Origin of the sequence: Micromonospora sp. NPDC005254 (assembly GCF_042872525.1) — a bacterium.
Classification (GTDB): domain Bacteria; phylum Actinomycetota; class Actinomycetes; order Mycobacteriales; family Micromonosporaceae; genus Micromonospora.
The window spans coordinates 638,571-658,492 of record NZ_JBIAKM010000001.1 but is presented as its reverse complement, the minus strand read 5'-3'; the positions used below and the strand labels follow the sequence as shown (position 1 = coordinate 658,492).

The following is a 19,922-nucleotide window of genomic DNA, read 5'->3' as shown; positions in this document are numbered from 1 at the left end:
TCTCCCCGGGACGGGTTACCGGGACGGAAAAGAGTCGGATTCCTGACTCTTTGCTACCCGCTCAGGGATCGGTCAGGGTAAGGATCCGGGCGGTCACCGAGGGCGGGCCGGGCACCGGCGCGGACCGTGGAGACATGACATCCACCGCCGCTCCGCACGCCCCGTACAAGCAGCTCCGGCGACCCACCACCGACCGCATGGTGGCGGGGGTCGCCAGCGGCCTCGGCCGCTACTTCGACGTCGACCCCACAGTGGTCCGCGTGGCCTTCGCGGTCACCGGCCTGCTCACCGGCGGGCTCGCGCTGTTCGCGTACCCCATCATGTGGTTCCTGATGCCCGAGGAGCCCACCGACGCGCCGGCCTGGCCGCACCCGGCGGGCGCCGCGCCGCAGCCCACCGCCGGGCCCGCGCCCGGCGGACCGCAGCCGGGGTACGCGCCGACGCCGCCCTACCCGCCGACGACCCCGTCCCACACGCCGCCGGCCGCGTGAGCCGCGGTCACTCCCACTCGATGGTGCCCGGCGGCTTGCTGGTCACGTCCAGCACCACACGGTTGACCTCGGCGACCTCGTTGGTGATCCGGGTGGAGATCCGGGCCACCACGTCGTAGGGCAGCCGGGACCAGTCGGCGGTCATCGCGTCCTCGCTGGAGACCGGGCGCAGCACCACGGGATGCCCGTAGCTGCGCCCGTCACCCTGCACGCCGACGCTGCGCACGTCGGCGAGCAGCACCACGGGGAACTGCCAGACACCCCGGTCCAGGCCCGCGGCGGTCAGCTCCTCGCGGGCGATCAGATCGGCGCGACGCAGCAGGTCGAGGCGCTCGCGGTCGACGGCGCCGATGATCCGGATGGCCAGGCCGGGGCCGGGGAACGGGTGCCGCCAGACCATCGCCTCGGGCAGGCCCAGCTGGAGGCCGAGCGCCCGGACCTCGTCCTTGAAGAGGGTGCGCAGCGGCTCGACCAGGGCGAACTTCAGGTCCTCCGGCAGGCCGCCGACGTTGTGGTGACTCTTGATGTTGGCGGTGCCGGTGCCGCCGCCGGACTCCACCACGTCCGGGTAGAGGGTGCCCTGGACCAGGAACTCCACGTCGCCGTGCGAGGCGATCTCACGGGCGGCGGCCTCGAAGACCCGGATGAACTCCCGGCCAATGATCTTGCGCTTCTGCTCCGGATCGGTCACCCCGGCCAGCGCGCCGAGGAACCGGTCGGCGGCGTCGACCACCTTCAGCTTGATGCCGGTGGCCGCCACGTAGTCCTTCTCGACCTGCTCGGCCTCGCCCGCCCGCAGCAGACCGTGGTCGACGAAGACGCAGGTGAGCTGGTCACCGACCGCCCTGTGCACCAGCGCGGCGGCGACCGCCGAGTCCACCCCGCCGGAGAGGCCGCAGATGACCTCCTTGTCACCGACCTGGGCGCGGATCCGGGCGACCTGCTCGTCGATGATGTTCTCGGGCGTCCAGGTCGGCTCGATGCCGGCGATGTCGTACAGGAAGCGGGTCAGCATCTCCTGACCGTGCGCCGTGTGCCCGACCTCCGGGTGGAACTGCACGCCGGCCCGGCGCCCGGCCACGTCCTCGAAGGCCGCCACCGGCGCGCCCGCCGACTCGGCGGTGACCGTGAAGCCCTCGGGGGCCTCGGTGACGCAGTCGCCGTGGCTCATCCAGACCGGCAGGTCCGCCGGCAGGTCGCGCAGCAGCACACCCGGCTCGAGGAGGCGGGGGCGCAGCGGCGTGCCGCCGTACTCGCGGTTGCCCGTCCGCGCGACGGTGCCGCCGAGCGCCTGGGCCATCGCCTGGAAGCCGTAGCAGATGCCGAAGACCGGCACGTCGGCCGTGAACACGCCGGCGTCGATCTGCGGGGCGTCCGGCGCGTACACGCTGGCCGGACCGCCGGAGAGGATGATCGCGGCCGGGTTCTTCGCCAGCATCTCGGCGACCGGCATCGAGTGCGGCACGATCTCGGAGTAGACCTTCGCCTCGCGGACCCGGCGCGCGATGAGCTGGGCGTACTGGGCTCCGAAGTCCACCACGAGGACAGGGCGAGGCAGGCTCATGTGCACAAAGCCTACCGACAGTCACCGCCGTCCCCGGCACCGGCTCGCCCGCCGGGGTCAGGGTCACAGCCCGCCGGGGTCAGGGTTTCAGCGCGCCGGGGGCGTCCGCCGGCACCGCCGGGTGCAGCGGGGGTACGGGAGGCAGCCGCCGGTACGGATCTCCGAGCGGGGGCCGAGGGTCCGGCTCTCCCCGGTTGGGCCAGAAGGACATCGCCCGTTCCGCCTGTGCGGTGATCGTCAGGGACGGGTTCACGCCCAGGTTCGCCGAGACGGCCGCGCCGTCCACCACGTGCAGCCCCGGGTGGCCGTACACCCGGTGCCAGGGGTCGATCACCCCGTCGGCCTCGGTGGCGCCGATCACCGCGCCGCCCAGGATGTGCGCGGTGATCGGGATGTCGAACGGCTCGGTGAGCGAGCCGCCCGGCGTACCGCCGATCTCCTCGGCGAGCAGCCGGGTCGCGGTGTTGCCGGCCGGGATCCAGGTCGGGCTCGGGGTGCCGTGGCCGGGCGCGGTGACCAGCCGGCGACCGAACACGCCGCGCCGCCAGCGGGTGGTCAGCGAGTTGTCCACCGACTGCATCACCAGGGCGATCACCGTCCGCTCCGACCAGCCGCGCACGGACAGCATCCGGGCGGCCAGCCCCGGCTGCCGGACGATGCTGCCCAGCCAGCGCCGAACCCGGTGCGGGCCGCCGTCGACAAGCAGCGACTGGAGCAGCCCCATGGCGTTGGAGCCGCGCCCGTAGCGGACCGGCTCGATGTGGGTCTGCGGGTCCGGGTGGAACGAGCTGGTGATCGCCACCCCCTCGGTGAAGTCCAGACGCTCGGACCGGGCCCGCCGGTGGTCCACCGAGGCGCCCAGGATCGCCTCCGAGTTGGTCCGGGTCAGCTCACCGAGGCGGGGTGAGAGCCGGGGCAGGGCGCCGTCGGTCTTCATGCCGTGCAGCAGCCGTTGGGTGCCGAGCGCCCCGGCGGCGAAGACCACCTGGTCGGCGTGGATCACCTGCCGCCGTCGGCGCAGCCAGGCGCCGGTGCGCTCGGTGTGCACCTCGTACCCGCCGTCGGCGGCCGGCCGGACGGCCGTCACCGTGGTCAGCGGGTGCACGGTGGCGCCCAGCCGCTCGGCGAGCCACAGGTAGTTCTTGACCAACGTGTTCTTGGCCCCGTGCCGGCAGCCGGTCATGCACGAGCCGCAGTGCAGGCAGCCGGTGCGCTCCGGGCCGACGCCACCGAAGTACGGGTCGGCGACGCGCTGGCCGGGGCGGCCGATGTGCACGCCGACGGGGGTGGCGTGGAAGGTGTGGCCCACCCCCATCCGGTCGGCCACCGCCCGCATGGCGCGGTCCGCGCCGGTGTCCATCGGGTACGTGGTGACGCCGAGCATCCGCTTCGCCTGGTCGAAGTGGCGGGCCAGCTCGTCGCGCCAGTCGGTGATGTCGCGCCACTGCGGGTCGGTGTAGAACGCCGGCAGCGGCTCGTAGAGGGTGTTCGCGTAGACCAGCGAGCCACCGCCCACTCCCGCGCCGGAGAGCACGAGCACGCCGCCGCCGGATCGCCGCTCGGCGGGGCGGAGCAGGGTGAGCCGCTGGATGCCGTAGCAGCCCAGCTTCGGCGCCCACAGGAACCGGCGGGCCCGCCAGGACGTCTGCGGGAACTCGTCGTCGGCGAAGCGGCGGCCGGCCTCCAGGACGCCGACCGAGTAACCCTTCTCGGCCAGGCGGAGCGCCGTGACGCTGCCGCCGAAGCCGGACCCGATGACGACCACGTCGTACCGCATGGACGCATCATTACCCGTCAGTAGCGCTCGCGCCAGCGGCAGTTTTCGCGCGATCATGCACCGGCCGACCGACCCGGCGCCTCCCGGCCGCAACCCGGAGCACCCGTCGGAGCGTTGTGCCGGATACGGGTGGAAGGAAACGAAGATGATCTTGGGGTCGATGGAGCCGCGCCGGCGGTGGCTGGTGCTCGGGCTGGCCGCCCTCGCCGTCGTCGCGCTGATCGCCGGCGGCACTGTGGTGATCACCCGCCTGACCGGCGGCGACTCGCCCGCCGGCACTCCGGTGGCCGGCTCGCCGAGCCCGTCGTCGGTCGGCACGCCCACCCCCACGCCCAGCCCGAGCGGCCCGCCTCCGGGCGCGAAAATCACTGGCCCGCTGACGCTGCTGCTCGTCGGGGTGGACACCCGGGTCAGCGTTCCCGGCTGGGAGCCGCACTCCGATGCCGTGCTGGTGCTGCACGTGCCGAAGGGGCTGGGCCGGGCGTACCTCTTCTCGCTCCCCCGCGACCTGCTGGTGGACATTCCGGCGTTCCCGAAGGCCGGCTACAAGGGCGGCAAGACCAAGCTCACCCACTCGATGAGCTTCGGCAGCCGGGTGCCCGGCAAGCCCAAGCAGCCGAGCACCGCCCAGGGGTACGAGCTGCTGCGCAGCACGGTGAGCGGATACACCGGGCTGCGGATCGACGCCGGGGCGGTGCTCACCTTCGCCGGTTTCGACCGGCTCGTGAACGCCCTCGGCGGGGTGGACATCTACGTCGACCAGCGGGTCGCCTCCCTGCACCGCAAGCCGGACGGCAAGTACCGGGACAGCGCCCCCGGCGGGTACACCGGGCCGCAGCAGGTCTACGAGAAGGGCGAGCAGCACCTCAACGGGTGGCAGGCCCTCGACTACGCGCGGCAGCGCTACATCACCGGCGGCGACTACGCCCGCCAGCGCCACCAGCAGCAGCTCGTCCGAGCGCTGACCCGCAAGATCCTCGATGAGGGCCTGGCCCGGCAGCCGGAGCGCGTCGACCAGGTGGTCGCCGCGCTGGGCGACACCCTGATCTACGTGGGCGGCAACCGGATCGTCGACCTGGCGTACGCGCTCAGCGGGGTGCCGGAGAACAAGTTCGTCCTGGTCGGCCTGCCCGGCTCAGGTGTCGGCAAGGGCAGCGCCTACCAGGGCGAACAACTCACCAGCGAGGGCCGGAAGTTCATCACCGAACTCCGGGCCGGCCACGCGGACGCGTACCTCGCGGCCCACCCCAAGCTGGTCGTCAAGACCTGACCCGCGCCCCGGGGCCCTCGGCTCGACCGAGGCCCCCGGGGCACCTTCCTAGAGCTTCTTGGGTTGGGCGGGCTTCTTGGTGCCGTTGAGCCACGCCTCGAAGAGAGCGTCGAGCTGCTTGCCGGAGATCCGCTCGGCGAGGGCCACGAACTCGGCGGTGGTGGCGGTCCCGTTGCGCTTCTCCGCCGCCCAGGTCTTGACGATCTGGAAGAACGCCTTGTCGCCGACGGCCACCCGCAGCGCGTGCAGGGTCATCCCGCCACGCTGATAGACCGACTCGCTGAACAGGTCCTTCACCCCCGGCTTGCCCGGCGGGGTCTTCCACACCGCGGCCGGCACCCGCTCGTAGCGGATGTCGAACGCCTGCTTCGCGGTGTACTGCTTGGTGTGCTCGGCCCACAGCCACTCCGCGTACGTCGCGAAGCCCTCGTTGAGCCAGATGTCCTCCCACTTGGCCAGCGCCACGCTGTCGCCGAACCACTGGTGGGCCAGCTCGTGGGCGACCACCTCGGTGTTCTCGCCACGGCGGAAGAAGCCGGCGGAGTAGACCGGGCGGCTCTGCGTCTCCAGCGCGTACCCGATCCGGCTGTCCGAGACGACCACACCGCCGTACGCGTCGAACGGATACGGCCCGAAGACGCTCTCCAGGTAGTCGGCCACCTTGACGGTCTGCGCGATCGACGCGTCCGACGCGCCCTTGGCCACCTTGGTGGTGACGGCGCTGTAGACCGGCTTCCCCTTGTGCTGGCCGGTGGTGATCCGGAACTTGCCGATCACCACGGTGCTCAGGTAGCTGGCCATGGGCGACTTCTCCGACCACTTCCAGGTGGTCCAGCCGTCCGTGGTGGTGTTGCCGCCCGGCACGCCGTTGCTGACGGCGGTCAGGCCCTGCGGGACGGTGACCTCGAAGTCGTACGCGGCCTTGTCGGACGGGTGGTCGTTGACCGGGAACCAGGTGCTCGCCGACTCCGGCTGGCCCAGCGCGATCGCGCCGTCGGCGGTGTGCAGGAACCCGCCCTCGCCGAGCACCTCGTTCTTCAGCGGCTTCGGCACCCCCTCGTACACGATCTCCGCGACGAAACCGTTGCCCGTGATCAGGCCGGCCGCCGGCTTGATCACCAGCTCGTTCTTGTCCCGGGTGTAGGTGGCCGGCGCGCCGTCCACGGTGACCGTCTTGACGGTCAGACCGGCCAGGTCGAGGTTGAACGTCGACAGGTCCGCCGTCGCCGTGGCCTGCACGGTTGCCGTACCGGTCAGCCGGTCCTTCGCCGGGTCGTAGCGCACCTTCACGGAGTACTTCCCGACGTCGTACCCGCCGTTGCCGTACGTCGGGAAGTACGCGTCCCCGAGCCCGGCCGCCCCGGCGGTGAAGGTCCGCGACGGCGTCGGGGACGCGCTCGGCGTCGGGGCCGCGGCCTCCTTCGTGGACGAGTCGCATCCGGACAGCACGAGCGCCCCGGTCACCAGCAGACCGGCACCCACCCGCAGCCTGCGCCGCGTTCCCCGCATCACGAACCCTCCCCGTACACCCGGTGCGGGGGGCCTGGCCACCCCGCGCGACCGGCGCTCCTGCCTGATCGCAGGCGGCAGCCTATCGACAGATGATCACGAGGCCGTCACGGCAGGGTCGGTGCCGCTCCGCCCACCAGCCACGCGTCGAGGAGCGGCCGTAGCTGCCGGTCGGCCACCCGCTCGGCCAGCGCCACGAAGTCCGAGGTGGTGGCGGTGCCGCCCGCCCGCTCGGTGGTCCAGGTACGCAGGATGCGGAAGAAGGTGTCGTCACCGACAGTCCGGCGCAGCGCGTGCACGGCGAGCGCGCCGCGCTTGTAGACGGCGGTGCCGAACATCCGCTCCCGTCCCGGCTCGACCGACGGCTGGGACCAGTCGGTCGACGCGTACTGCAGCTCGAAGTTGCGCTGCGCGGTCCGACCGCCGTCGTGCTCCTCCCACAGCCACTCGGCGTAGCTGGCGAAGCCCTCGTTGAGCCAGATGTCGCTCCACCGGTGCAGGGAAACGCTGTCGCCGAACCACTGGTGGGCCAGCTCGTGTGCCACCACGCCGGGGTTGGGATGGTCGTCGGTGAAGAAGGCGGGCCCGTAGACCGGCCGGGACTGGGTCTCCAACGCGTACCCGATCCGGTCGTCGGCGACCACGATCCCGCCGTACGAGTCGAACGGGTACGGGCCGAAGCGGCTGGCCAGGAAGTCCACGATCTCGCCGGTGCGGGCCAGGGAGCCGGCCGCCCCACCGTTCGCCGGCAGGCTCGCCGCGACCGCGGTGACCAGCGGTCGTCCGGCGTGCTCGCCATTGACCACCCGATAGTTTCCGATTACGAGGGTGCTCAGGTAGCTCGCCATCGGGGTGCGCTCCGACCAGCGCCAGGTGGTCCACCCGTCGGCGCTGCTCTTCGGCCCGGGCACCCCGTTGCTCAGCGCGGACAGTCCGTCCGGGACGGTCACCGCGATGTCGTAGCTGGCCTTGTCCGACGGGTGGTCGTTGACCGGGAACCAGGTGGCCGCGGAGTCGGGCTGACCGAGAGCGATCGCCCCGTCGTCGGTGTGCAGGAAGCCGCCGCTGCCCAGCTCGCCGTCGGTCACGGCGGTGGGCACTCCCGCGTAGTCGACCGCCACGGTGAAGGTCCGGCCGCGCGGAAGCCGGTCGCGCGGGGTGACCACCAGCTCGCCGTCATCGCGGCGGTGCTTGGCGCGCTCGTCGGCGACGGTGACCGCGCCGACGTCCAGGCCGACCAGGTCCAGGTTGAACCGGGACAGATCCTGGGTGGCCGTCGCCGTGATGGTCGCCCGACCGGTGAGCCGGTCGGTCTTCGGGTCGTAGCGGACGTCCAGCCCGTAGTGCGTGACGTCGTAACCGCCGTTGCCATGGCCCGGCACGTACGGGTCGCCGACGTCCGCGGCGCCGGGTCGGAACCCGCCGTCGTCGTCGCCCGTGCACCCGGCGGCGGTCAGCGTGACGGCGCAGCTCAGCACCGTGAGGGCGGCGGCCAGCCTGCGGGACGGTGTGCGTCCGGTCAGGACCATGCACGACTCCTTCGTCCCTCGGTCACGACGAGCGTAGCCAGCGTCATCGGACCCGACGCGCATATTGACGATCATCGGTTACTTTCGCTTAAACAAACAAAAGTTCGTGCGGATCGATGCTTTCTTTTGGCTTCGACCGACGTTAGTGTCTGTCTCCAAGATGTAACGCGCTCGGAACATTCAAGCCGATCGTGTCCATGGACGGGACCGGCGTCCCGCACCACCACGCCGCAGCGACGGCGTGGAAACTGCCCCTTCGACTCGCGGTACCCGGGCACGCCCTCGGCTTCACCGGGACGCGGATCGGGCGCTCGGCGGCGCCCGCGACCTGACCCCTCGTCGCACCTCTGCTGATCGTCATCGACGGCCACCACCGTCGCGAAAGGTGGAACAATGCCAGATCACACCGCACCCAACGCCTCATCTGCCGGTCGGCTCAGCCGCCGCTCCCTGCTTGCCGCGTCGGCCGGAGCCGCCGCCGCGCTCGGCGCCGCCGGCCTGCCGGTCCTCGCCACCGGCACCCCCGCGCTCGCCCACCCCAAGGACAAGGGCAAGAGCAAGCTGCGGGTCGAGCCGCTGATTCCGTCGAAGAACCGCGGCATCATCCTCTACAGCGTCCGGGACCGGATCACCGCCGCCCCCGACGACAGCGGCGTGCCGTACGGCTTCGAGCGTGTCCTCGCCCGGCTCGCCGAGATCGGGTACAAGGAGATCGAGTTCGCCGGCTACACCCAGAACACCGAGATCCTGGGCCGGCAGATCACCCCGACCGAGATTCGCAAGATCCTCGACGACAACGGCCTGGTCGCCAACGGCACGCACGCCTCGATCCAGGCGGCCACGTTCCAGCAGCAGCTGGACATCGCCGAGGAACTCGGCATGAAGAACATCGGCACCGGAAGCGACCCGACCAACAGCGCGTACAAGGCCGACTGGGACGCCGCCGCCGACACCTGGAACGAGCTGGGCCGGCAGGCGCACGCCCGGGGCATGCGCCTCTACACGCACAACCACGACGTCGCGTACAGCTTCCTGCTCGACTCCGGGCCGCTGGACGCGCAGGGCCGCCCGACCCGCTCGTCGGGCATCCGGCGGCTGGAGTACTTCTTCGGCAGGACCGACCCCCGGTACGTCTTCTTCGAGTTCGACATCTACTGGGGCTACGTGGCCCGCTACAAGCACCAGAAGTACGTCGACCCGGCCGGACGCGAGGTGACCGATCTGTTCGACCCGATCCTCAACGTGGCCGACCGGACCACCCGGTTCCCGCTCTTCCACGCCAAGGACGGCGACCGGGACACCAGCGTGCCCAACGGTCACCAGATGACCCCGCTCGGCGAGGGCGACATCAACTTCCAGCAGTTCTTCCAGACCATCGGCGAGCGGGACTTCCACCACGCCAACTGGGAGATGGACACCGCCCCCGGCGGCACCGCCAACCGGGCCCAGTCGCTGGACTTTGCGGCGCTCAGCTACCGCAACATGTCGGACCTGACCATCTACCTCAAGAAGTGACCTCCGGCGCGGCCGGCGTCCGTCCGACGCCGGCCGCGTCCCACCCCGCCGGCCGAGCCGCCGGCAGGTGGTGACGGGCCGGTCGAGCACCGGCCCTGCGCACCCGCGCCTCCCGTACGGCGACGGGACGCGCCCGGTCCATCCCCCACCGCAGTCGCGCTGCCGGCCCGAACAGGCCGGGGATGCCACGCGCCTGCCGACCACCGGAGGAACGATGACCCGACCGACCGGACGACGATGGTTCGCCGTCGCCGCTGGACTCATCCTGACCATCCCCCTCACCTCCGCCGTTCCCGCCACCGCCGCACCAGCCGACGACGCGCCCCCGATCGCGCCGTCCGTGGTCGAGAACGGACCGGCCGCGCTCCGCGCCGCCGTGCGCGCTCCGCAGACCTACCGGGTGCTGGTGTTCACCAAGACCGCCGGTGAGCGCCGGGCGTCCATTACCGACGGTGTCGACACCATCCAGCAGTTGGCCAAGGCGAACCACTTCACCGTCACGGTGAGCCGCGACGCCGCCGTGTTCACCGCCGCCGAGCTGGCGAAGTACCGTGCGGTGGTCTTCCTCAACACCACCGGCGACGTACTCAACGCCAGCCAGGAGGCGGCCTTCGAGGCGTACGTCAAGGCGGGCGGCGGCTACGTGGGCGTCCACGCGGCGGCGGAGACCGAGCCGGACTGGGCCTTCTACCAGAACCTCGTCGGCGCGAAGGCGGCCGCCGCCTCGCCGGTCGGCCGCGGCGTGGTGGACGTGGCCGACCGCGCCCACCCGGCGTCCGAGACGCTGCCCCGCACGCTCACCCTCACCGAGGAGTGGTACAACTTCGACCGCAACGTCCGGGGCGCCGCGCACGTGCTGGCCACCGTGGACGAGAAGACCTACACCGGCGGCACGATGGGGTACGACCACCCGGTCACCTGGTGCAAGGACTATCAGGGCGGCCGTTCCTTCTACACCGGCCTCGGGCACAGCATCGAGACGTACCGCTCGGCGAAGTTCCGTGAGCACCTGCTCGGCGGCATCCGGTGGTCCGCCGGTGTGGTCGAGGGCGACTGCGGCGCCACCGTGCTCGGCAACTACGAGAAGGTCACCCTCAACGACGACCCAGGCGAGCCGATGTCGCTGGCCGTGCTGCCGGACGGCCGGGTGCTGCACAACACCCGCGGCGGCGAGGTCCGGCTCTACGACCCGGCCACCGGCGCCAGCCCGGTGATCACCACCGTCGACGTGTACCAGCACGACGAGGACGGCCTCCAGTCGGTGGCGATCGACCCGGACTTCGCGACCAACAGGTGGGTCTACATCTACTACGCCCCGAAGCTGAACACCCCGGTCGACAACCCGGCCACCCCCGGCGTCAACGAGGGCGACGCGCCGGTCACCTCCACCGACCCGACCGTGTGGGACAAATTCAAGGGCTACAACCAGCTCTCCCGGGTGAAGCTGGTGGACTCCCCCACCCCGCACCTGGACATGAGCACCGAGCAGCAGATCCTTCGGGTCGACACCGACCGTGGCATCTGCTGCCACGTGGCCGGTGAGGTCAAGTTCGACGGCAAGGGGCTGCTCTACCTGATCACCGGGGATGACACCAACGCCGGCGGCTCCGACGGCTACACCCCGATCAACGAGTCACCGACGCAGGGCCCCGGCTACGACGCGCAGCGCTCCGCCGCCAACACCAACGACCTGCGCGGCAAGCTGCTGCGGATCAAGGTGCGGGCCAACGGCACGTACACCGTTCCCAAGGGCAACCTCTTCCCCGAGGAGCAGGACACCGCCGGGAAGACGCGGCCGGAGATCTTCCTGATGGGGCTGCGCAACCCGTTCCGGTACGACGTGGACGCCAAGGGCATGGTCTACGTGGGCGACTACTCGCCGGACTCCCGCGTACCCAGCGCCACCCGCGGCCCGGACGGCACCGGCCGCTGGTTCGCCACCAACAAGGCCGGCAACTACGGCTGGCCGTACTGCTACTCGCCCAGCCTGCCGTACATCGACTACGACTTCGTCACCCGGACCTCCGGCGCCCCGTTCAACTGCGGCGCCCCGGTCAACGACTCACCCCGCAACACCGGCCTGCGGGTGCTGCCGAAGGTCGAGCAGCCGCAGTTCTGGTACACCTTCGACGGGCGCACCCCGTGTGCCGGGTCGTACCTGGAGACCCCGCCGGTCGGCTGCGACTTCACATGGCCGGTCATCGGCACCGGCGGCGTCGGCCCGATGGGCGGCCCGATCTACTCGTACGACCCGGCGTCGACCTCCGAGGTGAAGTTCCCCGAGTACTACCAGAACGCAGTGGTCTTCGGTGAGTTCACCCGCGACAAGATCTTCATGATGCGCACCGACGGCAAGGGCACCCTGACCGGCGTGGAGCAGTTCCTGCCGGGCGTCGTGTTCGACAACCCGATGGACATGGAGTTCGGCCCCGACGGCTCGCTCTACCTGCTGGAGTACGGCGACGGCTTCTTCCGGGCCAACCCCGACGCCCAGCTCTCGGTGATCCGCTACGTCAAGGGCAAGCGGTCGCCGGTGGCGAAGCTCGACGCCACACCGACCTCCGGGACGGCACCGCTGACGGTGCGGTTCTCCTCGGCCGGCAGCTACGACCCGGACCCGGGCGAGTCCATCTCGTACGCCTGGGACTTCACCAGCGACGGCACTGTCGACTCGGCCGACCCGAGCCCGTCGTTCACCTACACCGCGAACGGGACGTACACCGCGAAGCTGACGGTGACCGACTCCAGCGGGAAGACCGCGGTGCTCACCAAGGAGATCGTGGTCGGCAACACCGCGCCCACGGTGACCGTCACCTCCCCGGTGAGCGGCAGCTTCTTCACCTGGGGCGAGAGCGTGCCGTTCACCGTCACGGTGACCGACCCCGAGGACGGGCCGGTGGACTGCGCGCGGGTCACCGTGACCTTCGTCCTCGGCCACGACAGCCACGGCCACCCGGACAGCTCCACCACCGGCTGCACCGGCACCCTCGCCACCCCCGCCGACGGCGGTGACCACGCCGGCGGGTACCTGTACGGCGGGATCAGCGCCTCGTACACCGACCTCGGTGGCGGCGGCCAGGCCCCCCTCACCACGGTCGGCCAGGCGATCATCCAGACACCCCGGCAGCAGGCCGAGTACGCCCAGGTGAAGCAGGGCGTCGAGGTCGCCACCACGGGTGACACCGGCGGCGGGCAGCACGTCAGCGGGATCGACCCGGGCGACCACATCGCCTTCGACCCGATCAACCTGGGTGGGGTGTCCAGCGTTACCCTGCGGCACTCCGGCGGCTCGGCGGCCACCGCCGGCACTCCCCGGGCGGCGGTGGAGCTGCGGCTCGACTCGCCCACCGGCCCGCTCGTCGCCACCGCGACGGTGAACGCGACCACCGGCAACGCGGCCTTCACCAGCACGACGGTGCCGGTGGACCAGCCGGCCGGGGCGCACCGGCTCTACCTGGTCTACGCCGCCGTACCGGGCGGTCCGACCAGCGGCCTGGGCAACCTGAACTGGGTCGAGTTCACCGAGGGCTGACGAGCCGGCCCACCCCCGGCACGCCCTCGGTACGACGGAGGCCGGCCCCGCAACGTGGCGGGGCCGGCCTTCCGGCGTCTGAACGGCAGGTCAGCGGTCGAGGACCAGGCCGACCTTCTGGAACTCCTTGAGGTCGCGGTAGCCGCACTTGGCCATCGCCCGGCGCAGCCCGCCGAACAGGTTGAGCTGACCGTCGGCCTCGTCCGCCGGGCCGAAGAGCAGCTGCTCCATCGACCCGAGCGGCTCACCGGCGACCTCGAACGCCCCGCGGGGCAGCGACGGGTGGCTGGCCGCCGAGTGCCACCAGGCGCCGCCGGCGGGCGCCTCGTCGCAGAGCGACAACGGCTCGCCGAGCATCACCGCGTCCGCGCCACAGCCGAGGGCCTTGGCGATGTCACCGGAGGTCTGGATGTCGCCGTCGGCGATCAGGTGCACGTACCGGCCGCCGGTTTCGTCGAGGTAGTCCCGACGGGCCGCCGCGGCGTCGGCGATCGCGGTGGCCATCGGCACCCGGATGCCCAGCACCGACTCGGTCGTCGACCACTCGTCGCCGCCGATGCCGACGATCACGCCGGCCGCGCCGGTACGCATCAGGTGCAGGGCCGTCTTGTAGTCGGTGCAGCCGCCGACGATGACCGGCAGGTCGAGGTCGGCGATGAACTCCTTGAGGTTCAGCGGCTCGTCGGTCGTCGACACGTGCTCGGCCGACACGATGGTGCCCTGGATGACCAGGATGTCCACTCCGGCGTCCAGGATGACCGGGGCCAGCGCCAGGGTGTGCTGCGGGGAGACCCGCACCGCCACCGTGCCGCCACCGGCGCGCAGCTCGCGGACCCGCTCGGCGATCAGGTCCGGGCGGATCGGCTCGGCGTACACCTCCTGGAGCCGCTTGGTGGCGCGGGCGTCCTCGTCGAGGCCGGCCAGCTCCTCCAGCACCTTCGTCGGGTTCTCGTAGCGGGTCCACAGCCCCTCGACGTTGAGCACGCCGAGACCGCCGAGCTGACCGAGCCGGACCGCCGAGGACGGGCTCATCGTGGCGTCCGAGGGGTGCCCGACACAGGGGATGCCGAACGGGTACGCGTCGAGCTGCCACGCGGTCGAGACGTCGTCGACGTCCCGGGTCCGGCGGCTCGGCACGATGGCGATGTCGTCCAGGTGGTAACCGCGCTGCGCGGTCTTGCCCAGCCCGATCTCGACCACGTCACGCATGGGGGACTCCAGGTTGTTGGGGGATGGTCAGCGGGAGTGGTAGTTGGGCGCCTCGACGGTCATCTGGATGTCGTGCGGGTGGCTCTCCTTGAGCCCCGCCGCCGTGATCCGGATCAGCTGGCCACGCCGGTGCAGCTCGGGGATGCTCTCCGCGCCGACGTACCCCATCGCGGCCCGCAGCCCGCCGGTGAGCTGGTGGGCGACCGCAGACAGCGGGCCCCGGTAGGGCACCTGCCCCTCGACACCCTCGGGGACCAGCTTGTCCTCGGCGAGCACGTCCTGCTGGAAGTACCGGTCCTTCGAGTACGACTTGGCCTGCCCCCGGGACTGCATCGCGCCGAGCGAGCCCATCCCGCGGTACGCCTTGTACTGCTTGCCGTTGATGAAGATCAGCTCGCCGGGGCTCTCCTCGCAGCCGGCCAGCAGGCTGCCGAGCATCACCGTGTCGGCGCCGGCGACCAGGGCCTTGGCGATGTCGCCCGAATACTGGATGCCGCCGTCGCCGATCACCGGGACGCCGGCCGGGCGGGCGGCACGGGCCGCCTCCATGATCGCGGTGATCTGCGGGACGCCGACTCCGGCCACGATCCGGGTCGTGCAGATCGCGCCCGGGCCGACACCCACCTTGATCCCGTCGGCGCCGGCCTCGACCAGCGCGCGCGCACCGGCGTACGTGGCCACGTTGCCGCCCACGATGTCGATCGTGACGTCCTTCTTGAGCTGGCGGACCATGTCCAGCACGGCCCGCTGGTGCCCGTGCGCCGTGTCCACGATCAGCACGTCGACGCCGGCGTCGACGAGCGTGCGGGCCCGCTTGTACGAGTCCTCGCCGACACCGACGGCGGCGGCCACCCGCAGCCGGCCCGCGTCGTCCTTGGTGGCGTTCGGGTACTGCTCGCTCTTGGTGAAGTCCTTCACGGTGATCAGCCCGCGCAGCCGACCCGAGTCGTCCACGATCGGCAGCTTCTCGACCTTGTGGCGACGCAGCAGCGCCAGCGCGTCGTCCTTGCTCACCCCGACCGTGGCGGTGACCAGCGGCGTCCGGGTCATGATCTCGCGGACCGGGGTGCTCGGTTCGGAGACGAAACGCATGTCGCGGTTGGTGACGATGCCGACCAGCTGGCCATCGCCGTCCACCACCGGGACACCCGAGATGCGGTAGCGCCCGCACAGCTCGTCGACCTCGCGCAGGGTGTCGTCCGGGCTGGCGGTCACCGGGTTGGTGATCATGCCGGACTCGGAGCGCTTGACCAGGTCGACCTGGAGGGCCTGGTCCTCCACGGAGAGGTTGCGGTGCAGCACGCCGATGCCACCCTGGCGGGCCATGGCGATCGCCATGCGCGCCTCGGTGACCGTGTCCATGGCGCTGGAGAGCAGCGGAACGGTCAGTTCGATGCCGCGGGTGAGCTTCGTCCGGGTGTTGACCCGGCTGGGGACGACGTCCGACTCGCCCGGCTGGAGCAGCACGTCATCGAAGGTGAGCCCGAGCGGAACGACCCGGGCCGAGCCGGCGGGCAGCTCGGGCAGGTGGCCGCCCAGATCGGCGTGCTCGACGCCGGCCGGAAGATCGGTGCTGGGCGAATTTTCCACGATTGCTCTCCTGAGCTGCTCGGATGGGCTTCAGCGAGGTGGCGCGGGCGGGCACCGGAGCACGCCACGGTGCCGGCACGTCGTCCTATCGTACCCAGTGACCTGGGCGACCTCCGTCGGCGGCGGCCGCGTGGGCGCGGTGCCGGGGGGCGGACGTTCGCGCCGCGTTGGGTCTACGGTGAGGGGGTGCACGACGAGCCCATCGACCCGTTCAACGGCGACCCGGCCGACCCGACCGCAGGCCTGGACGACCCGGGCGACGACGCGACGCCGGATCCGCTGACCGACGTCGAGCGGCAGGATGTGCTGGAGGACCTCGCCGACCTGGAGATCTACCAGGCCCTGCTGGCGCCAATCGGGGTGCGCGGGCTGGTCATCGAATGCGAGGACTGCCGGGAACCGCACTACTTCGACTGGGACCTGCTGCGGGGCAACCTGCGGCACCTGCTCAACTCGGGGCGGCCCCGGGTGCACGAGCCGGCGTACGACCCGGACCCGGACCACTACGTGACCTGGGACTACGCCCGTGGTTACGCCGACGGGGTGCACGACACCCTGACCGAGGGCACCGAGGACGAACCGGGCACCGCCACCACCGGCGAGTGACCGCTGGCTGACCCCGCCGGGGGCGGGGCCGCGTGGGTCAGGAGACCAGGCCGGCACGAAAGCCGGCGGCGACCGCGTGGGCGCGGTCCCGGGCGCCGAGCTTGCGGAACAGCCGTCGCGCATGGGTCTTGACGGTGTCCTCGGACACGAACAGTTCCCGGCCGATCTCCGCGTTGCTCTTGCCCTCGGCCATGCCCAGCAGCACCTGGAGTTCCCGTTCGGTGAGCCCGATCGACGCCCGGTTGGGGCGGGCGCTCGGGGCGGGCCGGGTCGGATCGGTCTGGCCGGCTGCCGACCCGTCGGTCGCCGACTCGACCTCGTCGTCACCCCGCTGCACCGGCACCGACGGCATGCCCGGCGACCCGTCGCCGGGCACGGCCGTCCAGCCGGGTTCGGCGGAGCCGCGTACCGATGGCGCGGAGCGGCCCGACCCACCGACCGCCGCGGTGTCCCGGGCCGGGTCGGTGACCCGCTGCCGGGAGGCTCGGCCGGGTGCGGTGAGCAGCAGCAGGGCCTTGGCGACCGCGCTGGTCAGGTCGTGGTCGGCGTTCTGGATGAGACCCCGGGCGCCAGCGCTGATGGTGGCGGCGGCGGCCTCGGACTCCTCGGCGCCGAGCAGCAGGACCGCGGCCTGCGGCGCGCGGGCCAGCACCCGGCGGACGAAACCCGCGCTGTCCGGCCGGGTGAGAGCCGTGTCGGCCAGGACCACGTCGGCCGGGCGCTCGGCGAGTCGCAGCATCACCTCGGGATCGGAGACGGCGGTACGGACGATCGCGGACAACCCCAGCCGCGCGGCAGCAGAAGTGAGGTGCTGAGCCGCGAGCGGTGTCCGAACGCACACAAGAACGGTACGCACTGTGGTGGTCTCCTCTCCGCACACGAGCAGACCATGACGGCGTCGGCTGGGGAGGGGGTTCCCGGCAATCATCTGAACTTTTCCGACAGATAGGGCAAAAGCCGCGAGTTGCCAGACGTTTTGGATCACACACGTGTGAGCCGGCGGCAGCCCGGGTACCGGGAGGTCCAGGCCGGGAACGGTGCGCCTGCGCGGCCCGCCGCCCGGAAGCCGGCCACAAGAGTCTCGCGGTGCCGCGCGGGAGGAGGGGTGCTGATGTCGAACGTACGTAGACTGCCCGGACCCATCGTCGATCTCTGGGACTGGCAGCGGCTCGGTGCCTGCCGGGGCCGGGACAGCGCCCAGTTCTTCCACCCGGACGGGGAGCGGGGCTCCTCCCGGCTGCGCAGGGAGTCCGCCGCCAAGTCGGTCTGCCGGGCCTGCCCGGTCCGCGCCGAGTGCGCCGCGCACGCCCTGTCGGTCCGCGAGCCGTACGGCGTCTGGGGCGGCTTCAGCGAGTCGGAGCGGCTGCGCCTGCTCGCCGTCGGCTGGGAGGACCTGGCCGACCGCAGGCAGATCCGGGTCGACGTCGCCCGCCTGGAGGCGCGACTGGGCCGCCCGCACAAGTCGACGGTCCCGGCCCAGCGCAACGTCGCCTGACCCGGCACCCACCCCGAACACCGCGAACCGCGCCCCCGCCCAGCGGGAGCGCGGTTCCGCGCGCCTGCCCCCTCCCCCGTCGATCATGAAGTTATTGCCCCGACACGCCGTCGATCGGGGCAATAACTTCATGATCACCAGGGGCGGGGTGGGGGTTAGTGGACGTTGACTGGGACGGTGTGCCAGCCGGTGGCGCCGTCCGGGGCGACGCTCTGCGTGCGCTCGGTCTGGGTTTCGCCTGTCGCGTCCGTTGCCCGGACCTGGAGCCGGTGCTCGCCCGGCGTGGCGTCCCAGCGCCAGGACCACTGCATCCAGGTGTCCACCGACACCGTCGGGGCCAGCTGCGCCTCCTGCCAGGGGCCGTCGTCGACGCGTACCTCGACCCGGCGAACGCCCCGGTGCTGCGCCCAGGCCACACCGGCCACCGTCACCGGACCGGCGGTCAACCGGTTGCGCCGTCGCGGCGCGTCGATGCGCGACTGGGTCTTGATCGGGCCCTGGGCGGACCAACCACGCGGCACCCAGTACGCGTCGAAGTCGGCGAACCGGGTCAGCTCCAGCTCGGTCACCCACTTGCAGGCCGACACGTAGCCGTAGAGGCCCGGCACCACCATCCGGACCGGGAACCCGTGCTCGACCGGCAGCGGCTCGCCGTTCATGCCGATCGCCAGCAGCGCGTCGCGTCCGTCGCGGAGCGCGGCGGTGGGGGTGCCACAGGTCCAACCGTCGACCGACCGGCCGACGACCTGGTCGGCGTCCTCCTCCGGCTGCACCTCGTCCAGCAGCTCCCGCAGGGGTACGCCCAGCCAGCGGGCGTTGCCGATCAGGTCCCCACCGACCTCGTTCGAGACGCAGGCCAGCGTGACGTACCGCTCGACCAACGGCCGGGCCAGCAGATCGGCGTAGCTGTAGGTGCGCTCGGTGCCCACCCGGCCATGGATGCGCAGCCGCCAGGTCTCCGGGTCCACCTGCGGCACCACCAGGGCGGTGTCGATCCGGTAGAACCCGAGATTCGGGGTGACGTACGGCGCGAGCTGGGCCAGCGACAGGTCCGCGCCCGCCGGCACGGCCGGTGCGGGGGCGACCGGCGCGGGCAGCCGGATCGCGTCCCGGGCGGCGGACACGCCGCGCCGCCCGGCCAGCCAGCGCCCGCCGAGTCCGGCCACGGCGGCCGTGCCGAGTAGCACACCGGTGCCGGTCAGGAACCGTCGGCGCGACTCCGGATCGACAGTCGCGGCCGGCGCGGCCGGGGTCACCGGCACCGGCGGGGCGGCGGGGGTCACCGGGACCGGCAGGCCCTCCGTCGGCCCGGCGGGCGACACCGGCCATTCACCAGGACCGGCAGCCGGCGGGGTTGCCGGGCGGGAGGTGGCGGGTGAGGTCCAGGGCCAGGGGTCCAGCTCGAACGGGCCGGCGATGAACAGCCAGAGCACCAGGGCGCCGAGTCCGCCACCGACCAGCGACGGCAGCGCGTCGAAGACGTCCGCGCCGGGGCGGGTCAGCGCGGCGGCCACACCGACGACGCCGAACGCCGCGATGCCGGCCAGGCCCAGGGCCAGCCGGCGGACCGCCACCATTCCGAGCAGCGCGGCGAAGGCGCCCAGCAGCAGGGCCGTTCCGATCAGCAGGGCGATCTTGTCGGCGGTGCCGAAGACGTCGATGGCGAACTGCTTGAGCGGCTCGGGGACGGCGTCGACGACCACCCCGCCCACCGCGACCAGTGGCGCCGACCGGGGGCCCGTCAGCACCGCCACCGGCTCCGCGATCCCGATCGCGACGGCGGCGGCGGTCACTCCGGCCAGCGCGGCGTACCGCCGCGACGTGGTGCTCATCGG

13 protein-coding genes and 2 pseudogenes are annotated in these 19,922 nt (G+C 71.9%); 6 read left to right on the top strand and 9 right to left on the bottom strand.

Annotated features, from left to right (window positions below):
* Positions 1–134: 134 nt before the first annotated feature.
* On the top strand, positions 135–491 hold the full coding sequence (locus tag ACFYPR_RS03185) for a PspC domain-containing protein (RefSeq protein ID WP_387258441.1): 357 nt from the start codon (positions 135–137) through the stop codon (positions 489–491).
* Between the two features lie 7 nt (positions 492–498).
* Here ACFYPR_RS03185 and guaA read toward each other — a convergent pair whose 3' ends face one another.
* Together guaA and ACFYPR_RS03175 are read right to left on the bottom strand one after the other, a co-directional pair.
* A complete protein-coding gene (guaA, locus tag ACFYPR_RS03180) occupies positions 499–2,055 on the bottom strand; it encodes a glutamine-hydrolyzing GMP synthase (RefSeq protein ID WP_354855362.1) in 1,557 nt (518 codons plus the stop codon).
* Positions 2,056–2,134: 79 nt separating this feature from the next.
* Complete coding sequence (locus tag ACFYPR_RS03175) at positions 2,135–3,832, bottom strand: FAD-dependent oxidoreductase (RefSeq protein WP_387184342.1); 1,698 nt, start codon at positions 3,830–3,832, stop codon at positions 2,135–2,137.
* A 145-nt stretch (positions 3,833–3,977) separates the two neighbouring features.
* Here ACFYPR_RS03175 and ACFYPR_RS03170 point away from each other — a divergent pair, with 145 nt between their 5' ends.
* Positions 3,978–5,102: an LCP family protein gene (locus ACFYPR_RS03170; protein WP_387258439.1), complete on the top strand. Its 1,125-nt coding sequence runs from the start codon at positions 3,978–3,980 to the stop codon at positions 5,100–5,102.
* Positions 5,103–5,150: 48 nt separating this feature from the next.
* Here ACFYPR_RS03170 and ACFYPR_RS03165 read toward each other — a convergent pair whose 3' ends face one another.
* Both ACFYPR_RS03165 and ACFYPR_RS03160 read right to left on the bottom strand, forming a co-directional pair.
* A complete protein-coding gene (locus ACFYPR_RS03165; protein WP_387258437.1) occupies positions 5,151–6,611 on the bottom strand; it encodes a M1 family metallopeptidase in 1,461 nt (486 codons plus the stop codon).
* 107 nt (positions 6,612–6,718) lie between these two features.
* Positions 6,719–8,140: a M1 family metallopeptidase gene (locus ACFYPR_RS03160; RefSeq protein ID WP_354855358.1), complete on the bottom strand. Its 1,422-nt coding sequence runs from the start codon at positions 8,138–8,140 to the stop codon at positions 6,719–6,721.
* A gap of 393 nt (positions 8,141–8,533) precedes the next feature.
* On the opposite strand from ACFYPR_RS03160, the gene ACFYPR_RS03155 reads away from it, so the two are divergent.
* Complete coding sequence (locus tag ACFYPR_RS03155) at positions 8,534–9,655, top strand: sugar phosphate isomerase/epimerase (RefSeq protein WP_354855357.1); 1,122 nt, start codon at positions 8,534–8,536, stop codon at positions 9,653–9,655.
* A gap of 214 nt (positions 9,656–9,869) precedes the next feature.
* Positions 9,870–13,187, top strand: coding sequence for a ThuA domain-containing protein (locus tag ACFYPR_RS03150; protein ID WP_387258436.1), 3,318 nt, complete (start codon positions 9,870–9,872; stop codon positions 13,185–13,187).
* 90 nt (positions 13,188–13,277) lie between these two features.
* Here the strand turns inward: ACFYPR_RS03150 and ACFYPR_RS03145 are convergent, their stop codons facing one another.
* Together ACFYPR_RS03145 and guaB are read right to left on the bottom strand one after the other, a co-directional pair.
* On the bottom strand, positions 13,278–14,396 hold the full coding sequence (locus ACFYPR_RS03145; RefSeq protein ID WP_354855355.1) for a GuaB3 family IMP dehydrogenase-related protein: 1,119 nt from the start codon (positions 14,394–14,396) through the stop codon (positions 13,278–13,280).
* Positions 14,397–14,423: 27 nt separating this feature from the next.
* Positions 14,424–15,986, bottom strand: a complete 1,563-nt coding sequence (guaB, locus tag ACFYPR_RS03140; RefSeq protein ID WP_354855354.1) for an IMP dehydrogenase — start codon at positions 15,984–15,986, stop codon at positions 14,424–14,426.
* 186 nt (positions 15,987–16,172) lie between these two features.
* Here guaB and ACFYPR_RS03135 point away from each other — a divergent pair, with 186 nt between their 5' ends.
* Positions 16,173–16,592 (top strand): DUF5319 domain-containing protein, encoded by a 420-nt coding sequence (locus ACFYPR_RS03135; protein ID WP_354855353.1) that lies wholly within the window; start codon positions 16,173–16,175, stop codon positions 16,590–16,592.
* A 37-nt stretch (positions 16,593–16,629) separates the two neighbouring features.
* Here the strand turns inward: ACFYPR_RS03135 and ACFYPR_RS03130 are convergent.
* Both ACFYPR_RS03130 and ACFYPR_RS03125 read right to left on the bottom strand, forming a co-directional pair.
* A pseudogene (locus ACFYPR_RS03130) lies at positions 16,630–16,833 on the bottom strand (response regulator transcription factor); the annotation flags it as partial.
* Positions 16,834–16,904: 71 nt separating this feature from the next.
* Positions 16,905–17,448 (bottom strand): annotated as a pseudogene (locus ACFYPR_RS03125) (helix-turn-helix transcriptional regulator); the annotation flags it as partial.
* Between the two features lie 255 nt (positions 17,449–17,703).
* Here ACFYPR_RS03125 and ACFYPR_RS03120 point away from each other — a divergent pair.
* A complete protein-coding gene (locus ACFYPR_RS03120; protein WP_234589302.1) occupies positions 17,704–18,087 on the top strand; it encodes a WhiB family transcriptional regulator in 384 nt (127 codons plus the stop codon).
* Positions 18,088–18,242: 155 nt separating this feature from the next.
* Here ACFYPR_RS03120 and ACFYPR_RS03115 read toward each other — a convergent pair whose 3' ends face one another.
* Positions 18,243–19,919 carry a molybdopterin-dependent oxidoreductase gene (locus tag ACFYPR_RS03115; RefSeq protein WP_354855351.1) on the bottom strand — a complete coding sequence of 559 codons (1,677 nt, stop codon included), beginning with the start codon at positions 19,917–19,919 and terminating at the stop codon, positions 18,243–18,245.
* Positions 19,920–19,922 lie beyond the last annotated feature (3 nt).